The sequence below is a fragment of the Chromatiales bacterium genome (assembly GCA_020445605.1).
In the GTDB taxonomy this organism is placed as follows: Bacteria; Pseudomonadota; Gammaproteobacteria; order JAGRGH01; family JAGRGH01; genus JAGRGH01.
Genome location: JAGRGH010000031.1, coordinates 133,211 through 153,150 on the forward strand (window position 1 = coordinate 133,211; position 19,940 = coordinate 153,150).

Annotated in this window: 18 protein-coding genes; 10 read left to right on the forward strand and 8 right to left on the reverse strand. The window is 65.8% G+C overall.

The genetic code is table 11. The features are described 5' to 3' along the window. The first annotated feature begins 29 nt into the window (after positions 1-29). Together KDG50_05605 and KDG50_05610 are read left to right on the forward strand one after the other, a co-directional pair. Positions 30-245, forward strand: coding sequence for a hypothetical protein (locus KDG50_05605; GenBank protein ID MCB1864885.1), 216 nt, complete (start codon positions 30-32; stop codon positions 243-245). A 168-nt stretch (positions 246-413) separates the two neighbouring features. Continuing rightward, positions 414-791: a sulfur reduction protein DsrE gene (locus KDG50_05610; protein MCB1864886.1), complete on the forward strand. Its 378-nt coding sequence runs from the start codon at positions 414-416 to the stop codon at positions 789-791. 124 nt (positions 792-915) lie between these two features. Here KDG50_05610 and KDG50_05615 read toward each other — a convergent pair whose 3' ends face one another. From KDG50_05615 to KDG50_05635, 5 genes are all read right to left on the reverse strand, one after another. Beyond that, a complete protein-coding gene (locus KDG50_05615) occupies positions 916-1,962 on the reverse strand; it encodes a cyclic nucleotide-binding domain-containing protein (GenBank protein MCB1864887.1) in 1,047 nt (348 codons plus the stop codon). An 85-nt stretch (positions 1,963-2,047) separates the two neighbouring features. Then, the gene (locus KDG50_05620) at positions 2,048-3,148 is read right to left on the reverse strand and encodes a hypothetical protein (protein MCB1864888.1); all 1,101 of its coding nucleotides are present in this window, start codon (positions 3,146-3,148) and stop codon (positions 2,048-2,050) included. After that, on the reverse strand, positions 3,123-4,529 hold the full coding sequence (locus KDG50_05625) for an MBOAT family protein (GenBank protein ID MCB1864889.1): 1,407 nt from the start codon (positions 4,527-4,529) through the stop codon (positions 3,123-3,125). The genes KDG50_05620 and KDG50_05625 overlap by 26 nt, the downstream gene beginning before the upstream one ends. 80 nt (positions 4,530-4,609) lie before the next feature. Further along, positions 4,610-5,542, reverse strand: a complete 933-nt coding sequence (locus KDG50_05630; protein ID MCB1864890.1) for a polyprenyl synthetase family protein — start codon at positions 5,540-5,542, stop codon at positions 4,610-4,612. Continuing rightward, positions 5,499-5,744, reverse strand: coding sequence for an exodeoxyribonuclease VII small subunit (locus tag KDG50_05635; GenBank protein MCB1864891.1), 246 nt, complete (start codon positions 5,742-5,744; stop codon positions 5,499-5,501). Before KDG50_05635 ends, KDG50_05630 begins: the two co-directional genes overlap by 44 nt. 128 nt (positions 5,745-5,872) lie before the next feature. Between KDG50_05635 and KDG50_05640 the strand changes: the two genes are divergently transcribed. From KDG50_05640 to KDG50_05665, 6 genes are read left to right on the forward strand one after another with little or no spacing between them, the layout of a single operon-like run. After that, positions 5,873-6,385 (forward strand): hypothetical protein, encoded by a 513-nt coding sequence (locus tag KDG50_05640; protein ID MCB1864892.1) that lies wholly within the window; start codon positions 5,873-5,875, stop codon positions 6,383-6,385. Positions 6,386-6,390: 5 nt separating this feature from the next. Further along, complete coding sequence (mpl, locus tag KDG50_05645; GenBank protein ID MCB1864893.1) at positions 6,391-7,773, forward strand: UDP-N-acetylmuramate:L-alanyl-gamma-D-glutamyl-meso-diaminopimelate ligase; 1,383 nt, start codon at positions 6,391-6,393, stop codon at positions 7,771-7,773. A 6-nt stretch (positions 7,774-7,779) separates the two neighbouring features. Then, positions 7,780-8,391, forward strand: a complete 612-nt coding sequence (locus tag KDG50_05650; protein ID MCB1864894.1) for an LON peptidase substrate-binding domain-containing protein — start codon at positions 7,780-7,782, stop codon at positions 8,389-8,391. Between the two features lie 11 nt (positions 8,392-8,402). Further along, positions 8,403-10,403, forward strand: a complete 2,001-nt coding sequence (locus tag KDG50_05655) for a hypothetical protein (protein ID MCB1864895.1) — start codon at positions 8,403-8,405, stop codon at positions 10,401-10,403. After that, entirely contained in the window at positions 10,400-11,272 is an 873-nt protein-coding gene (locus KDG50_05660) for a glycosyltransferase family 2 protein (protein MCB1864896.1), read from the forward strand. Before KDG50_05655 ends, KDG50_05660 begins: the two co-directional genes overlap by 4 nt. Beyond that, positions 11,265-11,963 (forward strand): cytochrome b/b6 domain-containing protein, encoded by a 699-nt coding sequence (locus KDG50_05665; protein ID MCB1864897.1) that lies wholly within the window; start codon positions 11,265-11,267, stop codon positions 11,961-11,963. Before KDG50_05660 ends, KDG50_05665 begins: the two co-directional genes overlap by 8 nt. On the opposite strand, the gene KDG50_05670 is transcribed toward KDG50_05665, so the two are convergent. The 3 genes from KDG50_05670 to KDG50_05680 all read right to left on the reverse strand — a co-directional run bounded on the left by KDG50_05670 (position 11,960) and on the right by KDG50_05680 (position 16,739). Beyond that, positions 11,960-12,535, reverse strand: coding sequence for a hypothetical protein (locus tag KDG50_05670; protein MCB1864898.1), 576 nt, complete (start codon positions 12,533-12,535; stop codon positions 11,960-11,962). The two genes, KDG50_05665 and KDG50_05670, sit on opposite strands and share 4 nt — an antisense overlap. Positions 12,536-12,628: 93 nt before the next feature. Beyond that, positions 12,629-14,575, reverse strand: coding sequence for an acetate--CoA ligase (gene acs, locus KDG50_05675; GenBank protein MCB1864899.1), 1,947 nt, complete (start codon positions 14,573-14,575; stop codon positions 12,629-12,631). Positions 14,576-14,873: 298 nt separating this feature from the next. Next, positions 14,874-16,739, reverse strand: a complete 1,866-nt coding sequence (locus tag KDG50_05680) for a cyclic nucleotide-binding/CBS domain-containing protein (GenBank protein MCB1864900.1) — start codon at positions 16,737-16,739, stop codon at positions 14,874-14,876. Positions 16,740-16,973: 234 nt separating this feature from the next. Here KDG50_05680 and KDG50_05685 point away from each other — a divergent pair, with 234 nt between their 5' ends. Both KDG50_05685 and KDG50_05690 read left to right on the forward strand, forming a co-directional pair. Then, the gene (locus tag KDG50_05685) at positions 16,974-17,171 is read left to right on the forward strand and encodes a hypothetical protein (protein ID MCB1864901.1); all 198 of its coding nucleotides are present in this window, start codon (positions 16,974-16,976) and stop codon (positions 17,169-17,171) included. 16 nt (positions 17,172-17,187) lie between these two features. Further along, on the forward strand, positions 17,188-19,938 hold the full coding sequence (locus tag KDG50_05690) for a histidine kinase (protein MCB1864902.1): 2,751 nt from the start codon (positions 17,188-17,190) through the stop codon (positions 19,936-19,938). Positions 19,939-19,940: the final 2 nt, after the last annotated feature.

Genomic DNA, 19,940 nt, shown 5'->3' on the forward strand with positions numbered 1-19,940 from the left:
TTTTCAGCGGCCTGCTAAACTGCCGGCCCATGATGAAATACATGTGGATCATCCTGCCGAAGATCGCCTTCTGGCTGATCATCATCGGCGTCGCGCTGCTGCTGGTGCCGAACCCGCGCTGGTCGCCGGCAATCGCCTACACCCTGATCGGCTCCGGCGTCGGCTTCATGCTCGCCGGTATCGTCGCCATCGCCAGGAGGCGCAATCAGCGCCCGGCCAACGCACCGCCGCGGACTGACGACTGAGGCGCCACTGCCCGGACGGTTTCTCGGAATCTGCCCCGGCTGATAGCGCCCGGACGTATCCGCGCATTGCAATTGCGGCGGTGACACCCCGCATACGTGGACATTCGAACGCAGCCGCGTAGCGCCCGGTCTGTATACCTACTCACGCTCCGACAACGAGGATTCCCGATGAAAGTCGCCTATGTTTTCAATTCGAACATGGCCACCACGTTCAAGCTTGCCACGATGATCCTGCCCCAGCTCGAGCAGGGCATTCATGGCGCCGAGGTGGTCGGCATGATGTTTTTCGACGACAACCTGTTCATGCTGAGAAAAGGCGATCCGGTCGGTGAACGCCTGGCGAAAGTCGCCAAGGAACAGAATATTCTGTTGATGATCTGCGATCAGTGCGCAGTGCGCCGCGGCATGGCGGATGGTGAATTCCATCAATGCGGTACCGGGCAGGTGACCGCCAAAGACACCGTCGAAGGCGTTGTGGCCGGGTGCTTTCCGCAACTGTATCAAGCGTTGTCAGGAAACCCGCCGGACCAGGTGATCTCCCTGTGAAAGCACCACAGGCGTCGGTGGTGTCAGCCGTCGGTTGACAAGATCACCCGGCGCTCTCGGAAGAATCCACAAAAACCGTCGTTCATGCGGTCGGCCGCCCCTTGCGGCCGGCCGATCAGCCCGCTCAGAAATCGCTCTCGGTTGCAAACGGCCAGCCGGTGATGCCCCCACGCAGCGACAGTGCGTGAATCCCGAACTGACCGAGCAGCGTGGCAGCCACCGCGCTGCGCTTGCCGCTTCGGCAGTACACGATGTAGGGCGTTTCGCTGTCGAGTTCCGCCACGCGCTGGCGCAGGCGTTGCAGCGGTATGAGGCGCGAATCGGGGATGCGCGACTCCTCGTGTTCCTCGTCGTAGCGCACGTCGAGCAACTGGTGACCATGACTGATCAGATCGGGCACGACATCCGCATCGATCTCGTGCAGCACGCGGTTGGCCACGAGTTGCCGGTAATCGTCGGCCGCGAGCACCAGCAGTTCACCGTCTTCGGTCATGCGCACGGTGGCGCTGCGCAGGCCGCCCGTCAACAGCGCGTGCTCGCCGAAGCCGTCGCCGGGACCAATCTCATTGACCTTGACCGTGCCCGGATCGTAGGCGTCGCGCTCCCAGACTTCGGCACGCCCGCGCACCAGCACGAAGAACGAGTCACCGGGATCGCCCTGGCGCACGATCTCCTCGCCCTTGCCGGCGCTGCGTGAGGACATGCCGCGGATGATCTCTGGAACCAGTTCCGGCGCGATCTCGCGAAACGCACGGCATTTGCGCACGGACTCGACCCGCTCGGCGCAGTGGTCACATTCCGCGGCCGCCGCGCGGGCGGTCTGATCCCAGATCAGCAGATCATCGACGAGGTCCGCATTGCCGATGGCCAGGATCGCTCCCGCGCGTGCCGTGACCCGCACGAAGTTGCCCGGCGCCACGGGTGCCAGGACCTCGCGTGCCGGCGCGCGTACCACGCGCTGCGGCAGGTCTGCGATCTCGACGACAATCTCACCGCGCGTAACGAACAGGTGCAGAACCGCGCCTGTGCCCTCGATCGTGACCGTCTCGCGATCCTGCAACTGACGCACATCCAGCGCCTGCGCCGCCTCCAGGCGCATTGGCTCGGCGAGGACATGGAATGGAAACACGCGCTCGCGCGCCAGTTCGGCGGACAATTCTTCGGGTGTCATCTCAAAGGCCGTTGCACAGTGTTGAAAACCGCCCGCCGCACGCGCCGGGCACCAAGTGGGACGGCGATTATACGGCGGCGATCGGTCATCGCCCCTGCGTTTTTTGCTTGTGCGATTCCACTTCGGAGGGTTGCGCAAGTACCGCATAGGTCTCATCCGGGCGCGCGCTGCCGTCGACCACGACCGCCAGGGTCCGCGCGATCTCATCCGCGATCGGCGGATAGTAGTGAATGCCGTCTATGTAATTGCCGTCCGCGCGCGTGATTCGGCTCGGCCGACTGAAGTCCACGATCCAGACATTCGACAATCTCCTCGCCTCGCGAACGAGTTTCGCCTTGCAAAGCTCCCAAAGCCGGCTGCTGATGGTCCCCGGCTTCGGCTGATGATGAAAATGAGCGGGTGGAATCAGGAAGATCAATCGCGTCGCGTCTGGAAACATCGCCATGCGTTCGACGACCCGATCCACATCCGGGAACGCCAGAGGACCTGGGTCTGCCGGACCAAAAAGCAGCGCGGGGCGGGTCTCGTAGATCCGCCTGCGATCGTCCTCGGGGCTGTTCGCTCGTGAATACAGGCCCTGCGTGAAGTCGTGGTAGCCGCGCGCATCGCGTGGTGAGCGCGGAAAGCCGAGGAGCGCACGAAACTGATACCAGGCATCGGCCAGGGTCCTGCCGCTGAGTCCCGGCCAGTCGTTCGAATCATCCGCATCGAAAAGCGCGTAGGGATACTCGTCGCCACGGTTCGCTATGAAAGGCGGATGTCCCTCGAGGTGACAGGCCCCGACGTCAAAGCCCAGGATGATCGTCCGTACGTCTTGGTGGTGACGGCGAAAGTGCTCCAGCATCGCGTGCATTTCGAATGGCGATGCGGCCGGCATCGCGAGGTTCACGAATCGCCCGCCCAATCCGGCATCCAGCGCGTCGGGCTTCAGCAGCATGATTGCCGAGTTGCCCACAACCGCGCTGTCGAACGACCTGACTCGGGCCAGCGCTGCATTGAACACGCGCGCCGAGTTGGACAGTGGATGGCGCTGCCATGCGGGCGAGAACGGCACGGTCTGATAGGGATCGACGATCAGCACGAAGGCGTACGCACCGATCAGGCTCGCAACGAAAGCCAGCGCACCGCGACGCACGAAAGCGCGCCAGGCGACCTCGGACTCAGAACTGGAAGTAGATGAACTCATTGACCGGCGCGCCACCCACCCAGATGATCAACGCTGCACTACCAACGCCGGTCGCCCATGCCATGCGTGGATCGGGTCGCATCCTTTCGAATACCCAGACCTGACTGGACGGACCGATCAGCGCGATACAGCCTGCCAGCACAAACCAGATTGCAGGCGAGCCATCGGCAAATGGCTCCCAGGTACCGTTCCAGCTCCAGCCGTGCATCGCCGCCCACATGGTGCCAACCGACGAGAAGTTCTCGGCGCGAAACAATACGGCTGTTTCAACGATGAACAGATTGGTGACCACTATCGCAAGAGCCAAAGGCAGCGGCCGACCCAGCAGGCGCCACCAGCGGTGCGCTACAAGTGCGATCCCATGCGCCGCGCCCCAGACGACGAACGTCCAGCCCGCGCCATGCCAGAGGCCCGACAGCAACATCGTGAACAGTAATCCTGAGTAGAGTCTGGCGCGCCCGCGCCCACGCACCAGGGGCAAAAACAGGTAGTCGCGCAGGAACCGGCCGAGCGTCATGTGCCAGCGCTGCCAGAACTCCATGATCGACGCGGCACGCATCGGCGCATCAAAGTTCAGCGGCAAGCGAAATCCGAACATCAACGCCATGCCGATCGCCATGTCCGAATAGCCGGAAAAATCGAAGTAGATCTGCCACCAGAACGCAATCGAAGCCAGCCACGCGTCCACAGTCCCTACGGCCTGGCCGGCAGCGGCGTCACCGAACACCGGATTGGCGATCAGCGCCAGATGATCGGCCAGGCCCACCTTCTTGAACAGGCCGATCGCGAGCAGCGCCGCACCCTGCCCCAGTCGCGACCAAAGCCCGTCGCGCAACGGATCCAGCGCGAACTGCCCAACGAGTTCTCCATGACGCACGATCGGTCCGGCGATCAGCTGCGGGAAGAACGCGATGTACGTCGCGTAGGAAAGTGCGCCGCCCTCCAATGAACGTCCACGCGCGATGTCCACGAGGTAGGAAATCTGCTGAAACGTGTAAAACGAGATCGCCAGCGGCAGCGCAATCGGCGCGACGGAGTATCCACCGCCGGTGGCAAGACTCACGTTGCCAAGGATGAAGTCCGTGTATTTGAAATAACCGAGCGTGACGAGATTTGCGACGATGCCAAGCCACATCCACGTGCCGCGAAGGCGTGCCGTGGAGCCGCCGGCAATCGCCCGCCCGAAGACATGGTTCACGGCAATTGAACCGACCAGCAACGGCACGTGCCACGGGTTCCACCAGCCGTAGAACACCAGGGACGCGAGCGCGAGCCAGACGAGGCGCGGCGCGAACCCCACACCGCGCGCGGCCATGACCAACCAGCCCGCCAGCACGACGGGCAGAAAGATCAGCAGGAAAAGCTGGGAGTGAAACAGCACCTGCGGTGATCAGGCTTCGGCAGCGGTGCGCGGCACGCGTTGTTCGCAGCGGGTCTGCGAGGCGCGCGGAAACGGCCGGATCATCGCTCCCGCTGCACGACGAAATCGGCGATCCAGCGCAGCGGATCGGCCGTTGCGTCGAAATCCAGCAAGGCGGCAAGCGCCTCGGTATGCAGCACGATGGCACGCTCGCGCGCCGCGGCGAGCCCGAGCGCGGAGGTGTAGGTCGGCTTGTTGTTGCGCTGATCCTTGCCCGCGGTCTTGCCAAGCTCGCGCGTCTCGCGCGTGACATCCAGAATGTCGTCGCGAATCTGGAACGCCAGCCCGATGCACTTGCCGTAATGATCGAGCGAGCTGCGCGCCTCGACACTGCAATTCGTCGCCGCAAGCCCGGCCATCGCGACCGCCGCGCGGATCAGCGCGCCGGTCTTGTGGATGTGCATGTTCTCGAGCGCGGCGAGGTCCAGTTCGACGCCGATCGCTTCCAGATCCAGGGCCTGGCCCCCGACCATGCCGCGCGACCCGGCCGCCAGAGCGAGCATGGACAACATCTCCAGCCGCCGCTCGGCCGGCACCGCCAGCGCCGGGTCTTCGGCAAGGATCTGGAAAGCGAGCGCCTGCAGGGCATCGCCGGCGAGGATGGCCGTGGCCTCGTCGAACTCGCGATGACACGACGGTCGCCCGCGACGCAGATCGTCGTCATCCATCGCCGGCAGGTCGTCGTGGACCAGCGAGTAGGCATGGATCAGTTCGACGGCGCAGGCGATTGCGTCTAGCCGCGCGGGCATGACGCCACAGGCCTGGCCCGCGGCATACACCAGCATCGCGCGCACCCGCTTGCCGGGGCCGAGCGTTGCGTAACGCATCGCCTCGTGCAGATGCACGGGCGCTATGCCGGCACCGGGCAGTGCACGATCGAGCGCCGCCTCGACCCGGGACCGGCAGAACCGCCGGAACCCGGTCAGCGGATCATCCGTTGCCGGGGTCGAGGTCCTGGGGTTTGGCGGTTTCATTCTTTTCGGTCAGGATGCGCACGCGCTGTTCGGCGGCTTCCAGCGTGGTCTGGCAGACGCGCGAGAGCTCCACGCCGCGCTCGAACAGTTGCAGCGATTCCTCGAGCGTGGTTTCGCCGGATTCCAGCCGCTCGACCAGCTTTTCCAACTCGTTCAGGGCGTTTTCGAAACTCGGTTCGGACGCCGCCTTTTTGGTACCCAAGATTCCCCCCGATCGCCGCGTGATCTACCCGGACGAGGCTAGCCCAGTGCTGGTGCCGGCATCAAGCCGGTTGACCCCTGCGCGGGCATCTGCAACCGTGTGCCGTTCGCCCCCCTGAGCCGACGGATGTGACCGCCCTGCTGCGCCTGTTTCTGGACCTTTGCCGCCTGCGCGCCGCGCCGCAGGACCTGCCGTCGGCGACCGCCCTGGCGGGCTGGACCGCGGGTCTGTACACGGCCGTCAGCGCGCTGGCCTACCGCATGCTCTACCCGATGGGTTCGCCGCTGCTTGCGGCCGTCGCCGATGCGCTCGTGCTGATCGCGTTCGTGCTGGTTGCACTGCGCGTCACCGGCAAACCCGCGCGTGCGGCACAAACGCTGAGCGCCCTGTTCGGCGCATCGATCGTGTTTGCGTTGCTGCTGCTTGCGCTGCTCGGCTGGGCACCGGCCGCCGGCGCGGACGGCACGCCGTCGCCGGTGGCCGGCCTGCTCAGCCTGGCGCTCGCGATCTGGCAGATCGTCGTGTTCGCGCACATCCTGCGCCACGCACTGGAAGTGAACTACCTGATGGCGGGCGCGATCACCTTCGGCTACGTTGTGGTGTCCGGGGCACTGATCGAGACCCTGCTGGGCAGCGCCTGAGCGCCATGCACGTCCACATCTTGGGAATCTGCGGAACCTTCATGGGCGGCATCGCCCTGCTCGCGCGCGCGCTCGGCCACCGCGTGACCGGCGCCGATGCCGGCGTGTACCCGCCCATGAGCACGATGCTCGCCGAACAGGGCATCGCAATCACCGAGGGCTACAACAGCGCGGTTCCGGCGGCCGACATCATCGTAATCGGCAACGCACTGTCGCGCGGCAACCCGGCCGTGGAGGCCGTGCTCGACCGCGGGCTGCCGTACACCAGCGGCCCGCAGTGGCTGGCCGAACACGTGCTGGCCGAACGCTGGGTGCTGGCGGTGGCCGGCACACACGGCAAGACCACGACATCCAGCCTGCTTGCGTGGATCCTCGATCAGGCCGGGCTGGAGCCGGGGTTCCTGATCGGCGGCGTGGCGCACGACTTCGGTGTCTCGGCGCGGCTGGGCAGCGCACCGTTCTTCGTCGTCGAAGCCGACGAGTACGACAGCGCGTTTTTCGACAAGCGCTCGAAGTTCATCCACTACCGGCCGCGCACACTGGTCATCAACAACCTCGAATTCGACCACGCCGACATCTTCGAGAACCTCGCGGCGATCCAGCGCCAGGTCCATCACTGCGTGCGCACCGTGCCGGGCACGGGCCGGATCATCGTGCCGGCGGACGACGCCAATGTCGACGCCGCGCTGGCGCTCGGGGTCTGGACGCCGGTGGAACACATCGGCCTTGGCGCCACAACGGTCGACGGCGCACTGCGCGCGCGTCTGGACCGTCCGGACGGATCGGCATTCGCGCTGCTCGCGCCCGACCGCCCCCCCGCGCCCGTGCACTGGGGCATGCTCGGGCGACACAACGTCGCCAACGCCACGGCCGCGGCGGCGGCCGCGCGCCACGCCGGCGTGCCGGTCGAGGTGGCCACGGATGCGCTGGCGCGATTTGCCGGCGTACGCCGGCGGCTGGAGATTCGCGGCGAACGCGCCGGCGTCACGGTCTACGACGATTTCGCGCATCATCCGACTGCGATTCGCGTGACGCTGGACGCCCTGCGCAAGCGCGTCGGCGGCGCGCCGATCACCGCCGTGCTGGAACCGCGCTCGAACACCATGCGGCTGGGCGTACAGGCAGGCGAACTCGCCCGTGCGCTCGAAGATGCGGACCGGGCGTTCGTATTCGAACCGGCGGGGCTGCGCTGGTCGTTGCGCGAGGCGCTTGCCGCGCTCGGCGAACGCGCCCGGGTGTTCGACGCACTCGACCCGCTGGTCGCCGCCGCGGTCGAGGCGACCCCCCGCGGCGGGCATCTGCTGGTCATGAGCAATGGCGGCTTCGGCGGCATCCATGCGCGGCTGCTCGAACGTCTGGCTGAACGCGAAGCGACCCCCGGCGTCTGAACGACGATGAAGCCGCTCACCGACCGCATCCCGCTGTTCCCGCTCGGCACCGTGCTGTTTCCGGGCGGGTCGCTGAACCTGCGCATCTTCGAGCGCCGGTATCTGGATCTGATCCGCGAGTGCGCGCGCGACGGCACGGGGTTCGGCATCGTCGCGATTCGCGAAGGTCAGGAGGCCGGTCCGCCGGCCGTCCCCTACGCGGTCGGCACCTATGCCGAGATCGTCGACTTCGACCGGCTCGACGACGGCCTGCTCGGCATCACCGTCGCCGGACGTCAGCGGTTCCGGATTCTGGATACCGAGACGGCCGACAGCGGCCTGCACTCGGCCAGCGTCGAATGGCTTGCGCCCGTTCCGCCACACCCGCTGCCGCGCGCGTTCGCGATCGTCGCCGAGGTCCTGCGCCAGATGCTGGGCCGGGCCGACGGTCGACCGGCCCCCGTCGAGACACACTATGACGACGGCGCATGGGTGGCCGCGCGAATCACCGAGCTGCTACCACTGGAACGCGCCGAAAAACAGCACCTGCTCGAACTCGACGACGCCGGGCCGCAGATCGAGCGGCTCGCCGCCGATCTCAAGCGCCTCGCCGAACACGTGCAGAACCGCGAACAGTAACCGCACGCACGATGCCCCCGTCGCAGAGCGCTGGAATACGCCCTGGCTGGATCAGCGCGATCGTCGTGTGCGGCGCGCTGGTCGCGACGGCGCTGCTGTATGCGCGCGGCCTGCCCGGCGGCTGGATCTTCGACGACATCGCGAACATCCGCGACAACCCGCGTATCGAGATCGAACAGGTCGGACCCGCCGAACTCGCGCAGGCGGCGAACTCCTCGCCCGTGGGCGGCCCGTATACGCGCGCCATCGCATTCGCGAGCTTCGCGCTGAACCATGCGTGGCTCGGCGGCGAGCCGATCCACTTCAAGCTCGTCAACATCGCGATTCATCTTGTCAATGGCCTGCTGGTGTTCTGGATGCTGCACTTGGCCGCGGGCCTGTATTTGCAGCGACGCAACATCGCCATGGACCCGGTGCGTCTGGAACTCGCCATCGGCGCCATTGCGGCGATCTGGCTGGTCGCGCCGATCAACCTGACCTCGGTGCTGTACGCCGTGCAGCGCATGACCTCGCTCTCAGCACTGTTCACCCTGGCGGCGATCATCGTCTACCTCAATTTGCGCAGGCGCCAGTTTGCCGGGCACCGGCCACGCTGGCTGCGGGTGCTGCCATCGATGGCTGCATGGCTGGCCCTCGGCTACTACAGCAAGGAAAACGCCGCCCTGCTGCCGCTGCTGCTGTTGGTGATCGAGTGGATCCTGCTCGGTTTTCACACCGCCGAGCGGCGTGAGCGCCGACGGCTGATCGGGTTCTTCGTCGTTGCGCTGGCCGTGCCGATGGTCACCGCGCTGGCCTGGTTTCTCGCCGATCCTTCCACCCTGCTCCGGCAGTTCAACGGCCGCGGCTTCACGCTTATCGAACGACTGCTGACCGAAGCGCGGGCGCTGTGGATGTACGTCGGCATGATCGTGGTGCCGCAACCCGACACCTTCACGCTGTTCCATGACGACTTTGGCGTGTCACGCGGCCTGCGCGATCCCTGGACCACGCTGCCGGCGCTGACGGCACTGGCGCTTGCAGTCGCCGGCGTGTTCGCACTGCGCCGGCGCGCCCCCATGCTCGCGTTCGGCATCGCCTGGTTTCTCGCCGGGCATGCAATGGAATCCACCGTGCTGCCGCTGGAACTCGTGCACGAACATCGCAATTACCTGCCAGGGATCGGCGTCATCGCACTGCTCGTCTGGCCGCTGCTGACGCAGGCGCGTGCCGGCATCCCCGCGCTGGTCGCACGCTGGCTGGTGTTCGGCTGGTTCGTGGGCTCTGTGTTCGTGACCGCGGTCCGCGCCGACGACTGGGCGATTCCGGAGCGACTGTTCGTCAGCCAGGCCCTCGCGCACCCGGATTCACCGCGTTCGAATTTTCAGGCCGCGACGCTGCTGACCGCCGCGGTCAAGCCCGGCACCTCCCCGACCGACGACGCATTCGTGCAGCCGGCCCGGCTGTTCGCCCGCATGATCGAGACCGATCCGAACAATGCCGACGGCATGATCGGCCTGATTATCCTGCACCTGCACGCGGCCCAGCCACTGCCACATGAGCTTTTCAATGCCACGGTCAAACGCCTGCGCGAGATGGTCTACACCCCGGAATCGCTGACCATTTCGCAGTTTTCGTTTCTGGTCGAGTGGCAGGGTTCACCTCAGACCGCGCACCTGCCCGATGCGACCATCGTGGCCCTGTTCGACGCGGCGCTCGACAACCGTGGCATGCGCGGTGTCGCGCGCGCCGCCTTGTTGTCATCCAAACGCGCGTATTATCAGCACGTGATCGGCGATCTGGACGCCGCCCAGGCACTCGCCGACGAGGCCTACGGCATGGTGCCGCGTTCCGACATTCTCGCGGGGCGCGTCATCGAGGTCGCGCTCGCACGCAACGATCTCAAGCGGGCACGCGAAGTATTGAATCGCTATGAACTCGAGCAGCCGGGCATCGAGCGCCGGCTTGGGCGCGAACGGCTGCGCGAGATGATCACGGAATTCGAACACGGAACGGGGAGGATTCAACGCCTATGAACTGGACGGATGTCAGCGTGGTCATTCCGGTGAAGAACGAGTCGCGCGCGCTGCGCGAGATCGTGCCGGAACTCATCGAGCGACTGCCGGGCGCCGAGATCATCATCTCCGACGATGGGTCTGTCGACGATCTGGACTGGCTGGGTGAATGGTCGCAGGTGACCCGCGTGCAGCGTCCGTACAGCGGTGGAAACGGTGCGGCGATCAAGACCGGTGCACGCGCCGCGACACGCCCGATCGTGGCCTTCATGGATGGCGACGGACAGCATGACCCTGCGGACCTGGTCCGCATTCTGGAGGAACGTGAGCGCAAGGGCTTCGACATGGTCGTCGGTGCACGCAATGCCGACGCCCACGCCAACGCCGGCCGGCGCTGGGCCAACGCGCTGTACAGCCGGATCGCATCCTGGGTGGTCGGGCACCGTGTGCAAGATCTGACTTCGGGGCTGCGCGCGATGCGTCTCGAGCTGTTTCGCGAGTTTCAGTATCTGCTGCCGAACGGCTTCTCGTACCCAACGACGATCACGCTGTGTTTTTTCCGCTCCGGGCTGACGGTGGGCTATCTTCCGATCGACACCAGGCCCCGCATCGGCCGCAGCCACATCCGGCCGCTGCGCGACGGCATGCGGTTTCTGATCATCATCTTTCGCATCAGCGCACTGTACTCGCCGCTGAAGTTCTATCTGCCAATCAGCGCGCTGAGTTTTCTCGGCGGCCTGGGCATCTATCTGCATTCGTTTCTGACCACGGCGCACATCACCAACACCAGCCTGCTGCTGTTTCTGGTTTCGGTGCTGACCTTCCTGACCGGTCTGATATCCGAACAGGTCACCAGCCTGCTGTTCCGACGTTCGAACCGCGATGGCTGAGCCACTCGACACGGCGGACCGCTTCGTCCGGGTGCAGGTCTGGCCCGCGAGTTTGCGACTGATTCACTGGATCATCGCGGCGGGTCTGGTATTCCAGATCGCCAGCGCATGGCTGGTCAATTACGCGGCAGTGGACGCACATCACTGGCGCGACTGGCATCTGATCGTCGGCCAGGTGCTGGTCGCGGCGCTGGTGCTGCGCATCGTGGTGGCGTTTCGATCCGGGCCATCCAGCTGGCGCGCGCTTTGGCCGGGCCGCGCACAGCGCGCTGCAATACCGGCCATGCTGCGGTTTTATCTGAGCCTGGGCCGCGCGCCACTGCCGAATTGGTATGCACACAACCCGTTGTGGGCGCCGCTGTACGCGCTGACCTGGCTGATTCTCGGGCTCGCACTGATCTCGGGGCTCGGACACGATTCGAGCCCGATTCTGGGGATGTCACTCGCGCACGTTCACGCGACGAGCGCTGCCGTTCTTGCAGTGATTACCATCGCCCACATCGCCACGGTCATTCTTCACGACTGGCGCGGCGGTGCGGCGAGCATCTCGGGAATGCTCAGCGGCGAGCGCTACTTTCGCTCGACTTCGATCAGGCCGCCGCCGGACAAGAACGCCGGATTCGAAGTCTCACTCGCTTCACTGCGCGCAAATCGGAATCAGCAGACCGGCGACGCCGACGACCTGCGCTAGCGCAGGATCGGCATTCCGCCCTGCGCGGCGCGTTCGGCGGCGATCCACATCAGCGACGGTTCAGGCTCCTCCGGCGCGATGACGGACGGCAGCAGAACCAGACCGCGCGGAGTCGTCCAGCGCAGCACGTCGCCCGGATCAAACGCCGGCTCGCCGAGCTGACGCCGCAGTTCGCCCTTGAGCCAGCCGTGATAGCGCGGCCGGTAGACGACCTTGATCGCCTGCAGGTAGTCGCCATCGGTGTAGATCACCGAGCTGTAGGCCGGTGTGCCATTGAATGAGGCAATTTTCGTCGCACATGCGCGTGAACCGAACGGACCCGGCGCCTGCGCGCAGTCCCATTCGAGCGCGGGCAGAAACTCCCGGATGGCCTGCTCGGTGGCCGTCGATGCAAGCGTATCCAGCCGCAGGTTCATCTCCTCACCGCCGAACAGGGTCAACATGACCACATCCGTGCGCCGACGGCCGTCGTCGGTGAACATCAGCCAGATGATCGGTCCGGCGACGATCGCCAGCAGCATCGCCTGCTTGTAGAGTTTCGGCACACGAAAACGCGCCTTCGGATCGGTCATGCAGGGATTCCTGAGGTCTGGGGGCCAGCCGAAACAGCGGGGCGGCCCGCAGGCCGCCCCGTTTACATACACGCCTGACGGGCCTGGCCGACGTTAGCGATTCTCGCGATTGTTGATGAGGTTGTCGACCACGCCGGGATCCGCCAGCGTGGAGGTATCGCCGAGGTTGTCGAGTTCGTTCGCGGCGATCTTGCGCAGGATGCGTCGCATGATCTTGCCGGAACGGGTCTTCGGCAAACCGGGCGCCCACTGGATCAGGTTGACCTTTGCGATCGGCCCGATCTCGTTGCGCACCAGCTTGACGAGTTCCGCCTTGAGTTCATCGGTGCCCTGCTCGCCCGCCATCAGCGTGACATACGCATAGATGCCCTGACCGGTCAGCTCGTGCGGATAACCGACCACCGCCGACTCCGCAACCTTCGGATGCAAGACCAGGGCGGATTCGATTTCCGCCGTACCGAGGCGGTGACCGGAGACGTTCAGCACATCGTCGACACGACCGGTGATCCAGTAGTAACCATCCGCATCGCGCCGCGCGCCGTCGCCGGTGAAATAGTATCCCTTGTACATCGCGAAGTACGTCTCGTAGAAACGCCTGTGATCCCCGTACACGGTGCGCATCATCGACGGCCACGGGTGTTTGATCGCGAGGTTGCCTTCCGCCGGACTGTCCTTGATTTCCTGACCCTGATCGTTCAGCAACACCGGCTGTACGCCAAAGAACGGCACGGTCGCCGAGCCCGGCTTCAGTGGTGTCGCGCCGGGCAGCGGGGTGAGCATGTGCGCGCCGGTTTCGGTCTGCCACCAGGTGTCGACGATCGGGCAGCGCTCGTCACCAACGACACGGTGATACCACTCCCAGGCCTCCGGATTGATCGGCTCGCCGACCGTGCCGAGCAGTCGCAGCGACTTGCGCGAGGTCTTTTTCACCGGCTCCTCGCCGGCGCCCATCAGCGAACGGATCGCGGTCGGCGCCGTGTAGAACGTCGCGACCTTGTGCTTGTCGCAGACCTGCCAGAAGCGCGAGATGTCCGGATAGGTCGGAATACCCTCGAACATCAGGGTGATCGCGCCATTGGCGAGCGGCCCGTAGACGATGTAGCTGTGCCCGGTCACCCAGCCGATGTCGGCCGTGCACCAGTAGACCTCGCCGTCCTTGTAGTCAAAGACCAGCTTGTGGGTCATTGCGGCCTGCAAGAGATAGCCCGCGGTGGAATGCAGCACGCCTTTCGGTTTTCCGGTCGAGCCCGAGGTATACAGAATGAACAGCGGGTCCTCCGCGTCCATGTGCTCGGGCTCGCAGCCCGCATCGGCGGCGGCCATCGCCTCGTGATACCAGACGTCTCGATCGGCCGCCCACTCGACCGGATCGCCGCCGCGCTTGACGACGATGCAGGTGTGCACATTCGGGCATTTCGCGATGGCCTTGTCGGCGTTGGCCTTCAGCGGCACGCGCTTGCCCCCGCGCATGGACTGGTCGGCCGTGATCACCACGCGACAGTCCGAATCGATGATGCGGTCTTTCAGTGCATCCGGGGAGAACCCGCCGAACACGATGGAATGCACGGCGCCGATGCGCGTGCAGGCGAGCATCGCCACCGCCGCCTCGGGGATCATCGGCAGGTACAGCGATACCCGATCACCCTTCTTGACGCCGCGCGCCTTCAGCACGTTCGCGAACCGGCAGACTTCCGCATGCAGTTCGCGATAGGTGATCTTGCGATCCTCGTTGGGGTTGTCCCCCTCCCAGATGATCGCGACCTGATCGCCGCGCGATTCGAGATGGCGGTCGAGGCAGTTGTACGAGACATTCAGCTTCGCGCCCTTGAACCAGGCGATGTGCAGATCGTTCTCGTTGAAGCTCCAGTCCAGCACTTCCTTGGGCTGGCTGAAAAAACTCAGGTACTGATTGGCCTGCTCGCCCCAGAACCCGGCCGGGTCCTCGACGGACTGCCGGTACATCGTCTCGTATTGCTCGGCGCTGACATTGGCCTGCGCGGCAAAGGCCGGCGGGACCGGGTAGGTCTTTACATCGGACATCGGGCTACTCCTCGTTCTCGGAACCTGGTGGCGGTTGCGGCTCTTGTTGTGCCCCGTGAACGCGCTCCGGCCGCGGCCGGCCTGCGCGAATCGCACGGGTGTCCTCCTGAAAAACGGCAGGCCCCTGGAGGCCGCCGGTTCGCGTGCCCTGCGGCGCGCGGCCCGGTCACGGGCGTCGGGCCGCGTCCCTCTGCGGGGTCGTCGGCCGGCCCCGGCCACTCACCGGGGGAATCCGGATTATAGGGCGGCCGGCGCGGGTTTTCAGTCCAACCGGGCCAGGCGCGGCCCACCCCGTGCTTCAGGCAATTCGCCCGGTCTGATATCGGCCGGCGATCGTCTCCTGCAGAGACTTGATCAGTTTGAAGGCGTCCTTGAGGTGTTCGCGCTCGAAACTCGAAAGTGTCTCGGGGACCAGGTAGTTATCGGCCTTGCGGCCGGCGCGGATCTGCGCGGCCTGGTGCCGGATGCGCAGGGTCGCGATGAACTCCAGCGCGTCTTCCAGACTTTCGGCACCGCTGCGCGACAGGGCGTCGGTCTGCCCCGCCGCGCGGATGCGCGCGGTGGTGTTCACCGCCGTGAGGCCCGCCGCCAGCGCGTAGACCCGCGCCAGATCGGTGATCGGCGCAATGCCGCGGTGCTTGATGTCCAGCGTGTCGTCATGCTTGCCGTCATGCACGAGCACGAACTGGCGGAATATCCCGAGCGGCGGCCGGTGCGTGAGTGCATTTGCGGCCATGAACGCCAGAAAGATGCCGTTGCCGCGGGATTTCTCCGCGACATGCGCCTGCAGCGTCTCGAGCAGGCTGCGCTCGCCATGCACGGCGCGCAGATCGAAAAAGATCGACGACAGCATCAGGGCCTTCGGCTGCGGACTGTCGATCCACTTGTTGAAGTACCTCCGCCAGGTCGCCAGCGGCTGGCGCCACTCGGGATTGGTCGCCATCGCGTCGCCCGGACAATAGATGAAGCCGGCGGCGTCCAGCCCGTCGCTGACCCGCCGGGCGAGTTCCGCGAAGTAGGCGTCGTGCTCGGGGCGAAAATCATCGGACAGGATCAGGGCATTGTCCTGGTCCGAGTGCGAGGACTGCTCGCGCCGCGCCTGCGAGCCGCCCGCGGCCCACAGAAACGGCACCGGCGCCGGACCGAGGTCCGCCTCGGCGAGTTCGATCAGGCGGATCGTCAGGGCATCGGTGACCGCCGATACGGCCTCGCCGATGTGCGCCGCCGTGGCGCCGGAATCCGCCAGCCGCAGCTGGAGTTCCGGCAGGCGCCGGCTGGCCGCGACCAGTTCGTCGACATTGTTCGCCCGGCGCACGGCCTGCACGAGATAGCCGCTGCGTGCACTGTGGTGTCGGGCCAGGTCGGTCGAGGTGATCATGCCAACGAGCCGACCGCCATCCATGACTGGCAGGTGGTGCAACTTGTGTTCGGTCATGCGCGTCAGCGCCTCGGCAAGCGACGCATCGCGAGCGATGGTTTGCAGCGACACGGTCATGATCTCGCCGACCGGACGTGAGGTCGGCAGACCAACCGAGACACAGCGAGCCCGCATGTCGCGATCGGTGACCAAGCCGGCCAGGCGCTCGCCTTCGACGACGAGCAGCGCGGACACGCCATTCTCGGTCATGCGCCGCGCGGCGGCCTCAATGCTTGCTGACGGTTCTATGGTGACCGGCTCGCGCTGGACGACATCACCGACCGCGGTGTTCAGGGTCGAGACATCGACGTCCGAACCGCCACCGGCCCGCACCACGGCGGCCCTGAGCCGCGCCCGCGCCGCCACGTTGAAATGCATGGCGAACTCGCGCGAGCGCTGGCAGAGCGCACGCAGCGCGTCGCAACCCAGCGTGTAGAAGCGCGCCGCCTCGCCGACGCTGCCCACCGTGCTGCCGGCATCGATGAGCTGGCAGCGCGCGGTGTACACATCGCCGGGTTCGAGACGCTCGACAACCCGGTCGCCATCGCGAAATTCGACGTTGCCCGCGGCAAGCACATACACCGTGGCGCCGTCATCCCTGGGCGGGAAACCTGCGCCGCCCGGCAGTTCCAGCTCGCCGAGTCGCGCGGCCAGCGCCTGCCGCTCGCCGTCGTTCAACAGCGCAAACGGACGATGGGACTCCAGAAACGTCCGGCGCGCGGCCAGTGGCTCGTTTGGATCACTCACGACATCGCTCGCGGTCAGTGATGGCAGTTGGAGCTAGTTTGACGCAAAACCGGCGACGGTTCAGCCTGCGGCCGAGACAGCCCTGATCAACCCATCCCGGATCGTCAGCGCAGCGACACTCCCTTGTGCCGGCGACCGCCTTTGATCTCATTCAGAGTTTCACTGGCCTTGACGGTTTCCCGGGTACCCACTAGCCTCGATTGACGAAATCCGTCGGCAACGTGAAGGCTCGCGATGCTGCGCTACGCGCGCTGGGCAAACTGGCTGGTGGCCCTGTTCTTCGGCGCCCTGATCGCGCTGAACTACCCGGTCTTGAAGATCTTCGACCACCCGGGCAGCGTCGCCGGCATCCCCCCGCTGTACCTGTATCTCTACGTCGTCTGGGCCGTGCTGATCGTCATCGTGGCCTGGCTGACCGAGCGTTCGCGCTGATCCGGACATTCACGACATGCTCGAACCCGGTCTGGTCATCGTCAGTTCCGTCGCGTACCTGGGCGTGCTGTTCGCGCTCGCCTGGTGGGGCGACCGGCGCGCGGACCAGGGCCGCAGCCTCATCTCGAACCCGACGATCTACGCGCTGTCGCTCGCCGTCTACTGCACCTCGTGGACGTTCTACGGCAGCGTCGGACGCGCGGCAGCGTCCGGCGTGGGCTTTCTGCCGATCTATTTCGGACCAACGCTGGTCGTCCTGCTGTGGCCGTTCGTGCTGCGCAAGATGATCCGCATCAGCCGTGCGCACCGCATCACCTCGATCGCGGACTTCGTCGCCACCCGCTACGGCAACAGCCAGTTGCTCGGCGGCCTGGTCACCGTGATCGCGATCATCGGCATCGCACCGTATATCGGCCTGCAACTGAAGGCTGTTTCCACCACCTCCGCACTGCTGCTGCAATATCCGGAGGTGTCGCTGGAAGGCGGCACCGCGCCGCTGTGGCGCGACTCGGCGTTCTACATCGCCATGGCCATGGCGGCGTTCACGATCGTGTTCGGCACCCGCCACCTCGACGCCACCGAGCGTCATGAAGGCATGGTCGCGGCGATCGCGTTCGAGTCGGTCGTCAAGCTCATGGCGTTCCTTGCGGTCGGACTGTTCGTGACCTTCTGGCTCTACGACGGGCCCGGCGATCTGTTCGAGCGCGCCGCGGCGCACCCGGAGCTGAGCCGGCTGTTCGAAATCCGCGCGAGCGGCGGCTACGAGTCGTGGTTCGCGCTGACCGTGCTTGCCGCGCTGGCGTTCCTGTTCCTGCCGCGCCAGTTCCAGGTCGCCGTGGTCGAGAACGTCGACGAACGCCATGTCGACCGCGCGCTGTGGATGTTTCCGCTGTACCTGCTGGCAATCAACCTGTTCGTACTGCCGATCGCGTTCGGCGGCGTGCTGCACTTCGGCAGCGGCTCACAGGTCGCCGACACCTTCGTGCTCAGCCTGCCGATGGCCGAACAGCGTCCGATGCTCGCGCTGCTGGCGTTCATCGGCGGGCTGTCGGCCGCGACCGGCATGGTCATCGTCGAGACCATCGCGCTGAGCACCATGGTCTCGAACGACCTGCTGATGCCGATCCTGTTTCGCATCCGCCGGCTCGGTCTCGCGCAGCGCGCGAATCTCTCCGGCCTGCTGCTGGCCATCCGTCGCGGCGCAATCATCGCCGTGCTGCTGCTCGGTTATCTCTACTTCCGGGCCGCCGGCGAAGCGCCAACCCTGGTCTCCATCGGCCTGCTTTCTTTCGCCGCGATCGCACAGTTCGCACCCGCCATGCTGGCGGCGATGTACTGGCGCGGCGCGACCCGGCGTGGCGCGATCGCGGGCCTGTGCACCGGCTTCGGGCTGTGGATCTTCACGCTGCTGTTGCCGGCGATCGCCAATGCCGGCGTGATCGGCAAGGACTTCATCGAGCACGGACTGTTCGGCATCGCCGCGCTGAAACCCGCGGCGCTGTTCGGGCTCGAAGGCATGGGCAGCATCACCCATGGCCTGTTCTGGTCGCTGCTCGGCAACATCGGCGCGCTGGTGTGGGTTTCGCTGTTCAGTCAGCGCAGCATCGCCGAGTCCACGCAGGCGGCGCTGTTCGTCGACATCCTGCAACGCGCCGAGGACAGCCTGCCGGCGCGCCTGTGGCGCGGCAGCGCATCGCTGCGCGACCTGCAATCGGTGCTCGGCCGGTTCATCGGTCCGACGCGCGCGAGCGAGGCGCTGGCGGCGTTCGCCAAACGCCATGGCCTGCGCACCGACGGGCGCAGCATCGACCCCTCGCTGGTCCAGTTCGCCGAGCGCCTGCTGGCCGGCGCGATCGGCGGCGCATCCGCGCGGGTGATGATCGCCTCGGTCGTCAAGGAAGAGATCCTGAGCATGGACGAGGTCATGGAGATCCTCGACGAGGCCTCGCAGGTCATCGTCTACAGTCGCCAGCTCGAGGCCAAATCGCGCGAACTAGAGGCCGCGACCGCGGAACTGCGCGCGGCCAACGAACGACTCACCGAACTCGATCGCATGAAAGACGAGTTCGTCTCGACCGTAAGCCATGAGCTGCGCACGCCGCTGACCTCGATCCGCGCGTTCTCGGAAATCCTGCGCGACAATCCGAAGCTCGACCCGATCCAGCGCCATCGCTACCTGGACATCGTCGTCGCCGAGACCGAACGCCTGACGCGGCTCATCAACGACGTGCTCGATCTCGCCAAGCTCGAGTCCGCCGGCGCCGAGTGGCACGACGAGTGGCAGACGCCCCAGACCATTGTCGAGGCCGCGGCGGCGGCAACGAGTCAGCTGTTCGAGTCGCGCCGCGTGCAGCTCTTGGCGCGATTCGACACTGCCTTCCGCGTGCTGGTCGATCGCGACCGTCTCATGCAGGTGATCGTGAATCTGCTTTCAAACGCCGCCAAGTTCTGTCCGAAGGAAGGCGGTTGCGTGGAACTGCGCGTGCACGACAACGGCGCGTTCCTCTACATCGATGTCACGGACAACGGCCCCGGCGTGCCGGAAGCCGAACGCGATCTGATCTTCGAGAAGTTCCGCCAGGGCGGGTCCACGCTCACCGACAAACCGACCGGAACCGGGCTCGGCCTACCGATCAGCCGGCAGATCGTCGAGCACTATGGCGGGCGCATCGAGGTGCAGGATGCACCGGCGGGCGGTGCGCGATTCCGTGTTAGTCTACCGTTGAAGTCCCCGTCAACGACGACGGACGCAGCAACGGTCCGATAACG

Excerpts from the sequence above, each read along its gene's own strand:
- KDG50_05620 (MCB1864888.1), bottom strand. The coding sequence starts at position 3,148 with ATGAGTTCATCTACTTCCAGTTCTGAGTCCGAGGTCGCCTGGCGCGCT.
- KDG50_05605 (MCB1864885.1), top strand. The coding sequence starts at position 30 with ATGATGAAATACATGTGGATCATCCTGCCGAAGATCGCCTTCTGGCTG.
- acs (MCB1864899.1), bottom strand. The coding sequence starts at position 14,575 with ATGTCCGATGTAAAGACCTACCCGGTCCCGCCGGCCTTTGCCGCGCAG.
- KDG50_05665 (MCB1864897.1), top strand. The coding sequence starts at position 11,265 with ATGGCTGAGCCACTCGACACGGCGGACCGCTTCGTCCGGGTGCAGGTC.
- KDG50_05650 (MCB1864894.1), top strand. The coding sequence starts at position 7,780 with ATGAAGCCGCTCACCGACCGCATCCCGCTGTTCCCGCTCGGCACCGTG.
- KDG50_05610 (MCB1864886.1), top strand. The coding sequence starts at position 414 with ATGAAAGTCGCCTATGTTTTCAATTCGAACATGGCCACCACGTTCAAG.
- KDG50_05685 (MCB1864901.1), top strand. The coding sequence starts at position 16,974 with ATGCTGCGCTACGCGCGCTGGGCAAACTGGCTGGTGGCCCTGTTCTTC.
- KDG50_05630 (MCB1864890.1), bottom strand. The coding sequence starts at position 5,542 with ATGAAACCGCCAAACCCCAGGACCTCGACCCCGGCAACGGATGATCCG.
- KDG50_05655 (MCB1864895.1), top strand. The coding sequence starts at position 8,403 with ATGCCCCCGTCGCAGAGCGCTGGAATACGCCCTGGCTGGATCAGCGCG.
- KDG50_05660 (MCB1864896.1), top strand. The coding sequence starts at position 10,400 with ATGAACTGGACGGATGTCAGCGTGGTCATTCCGGTGAAGAACGAGTCG.
- KDG50_05615 (MCB1864887.1), bottom strand. The coding sequence starts at position 1,962 with ATGACACCCGAAGAATTGTCCGCCGAACTGGCGCGCGAGCGCGTGTTT.
- KDG50_05670 (MCB1864898.1), bottom strand. The coding sequence starts at position 12,535 with ATGACCGATCCGAAGGCGCGTTTTCGTGTGCCGAAACTCTACAAGCAG.
- mpl (MCB1864893.1), top strand. The coding sequence starts at position 6,391 with ATGCACGTCCACATCTTGGGAATCTGCGGAACCTTCATGGGCGGCATC.
- KDG50_05690 (MCB1864902.1), top strand. The coding sequence starts at position 17,188 with ATGCTCGAACCCGGTCTGGTCATCGTCAGTTCCGTCGCGTACCTGGGC.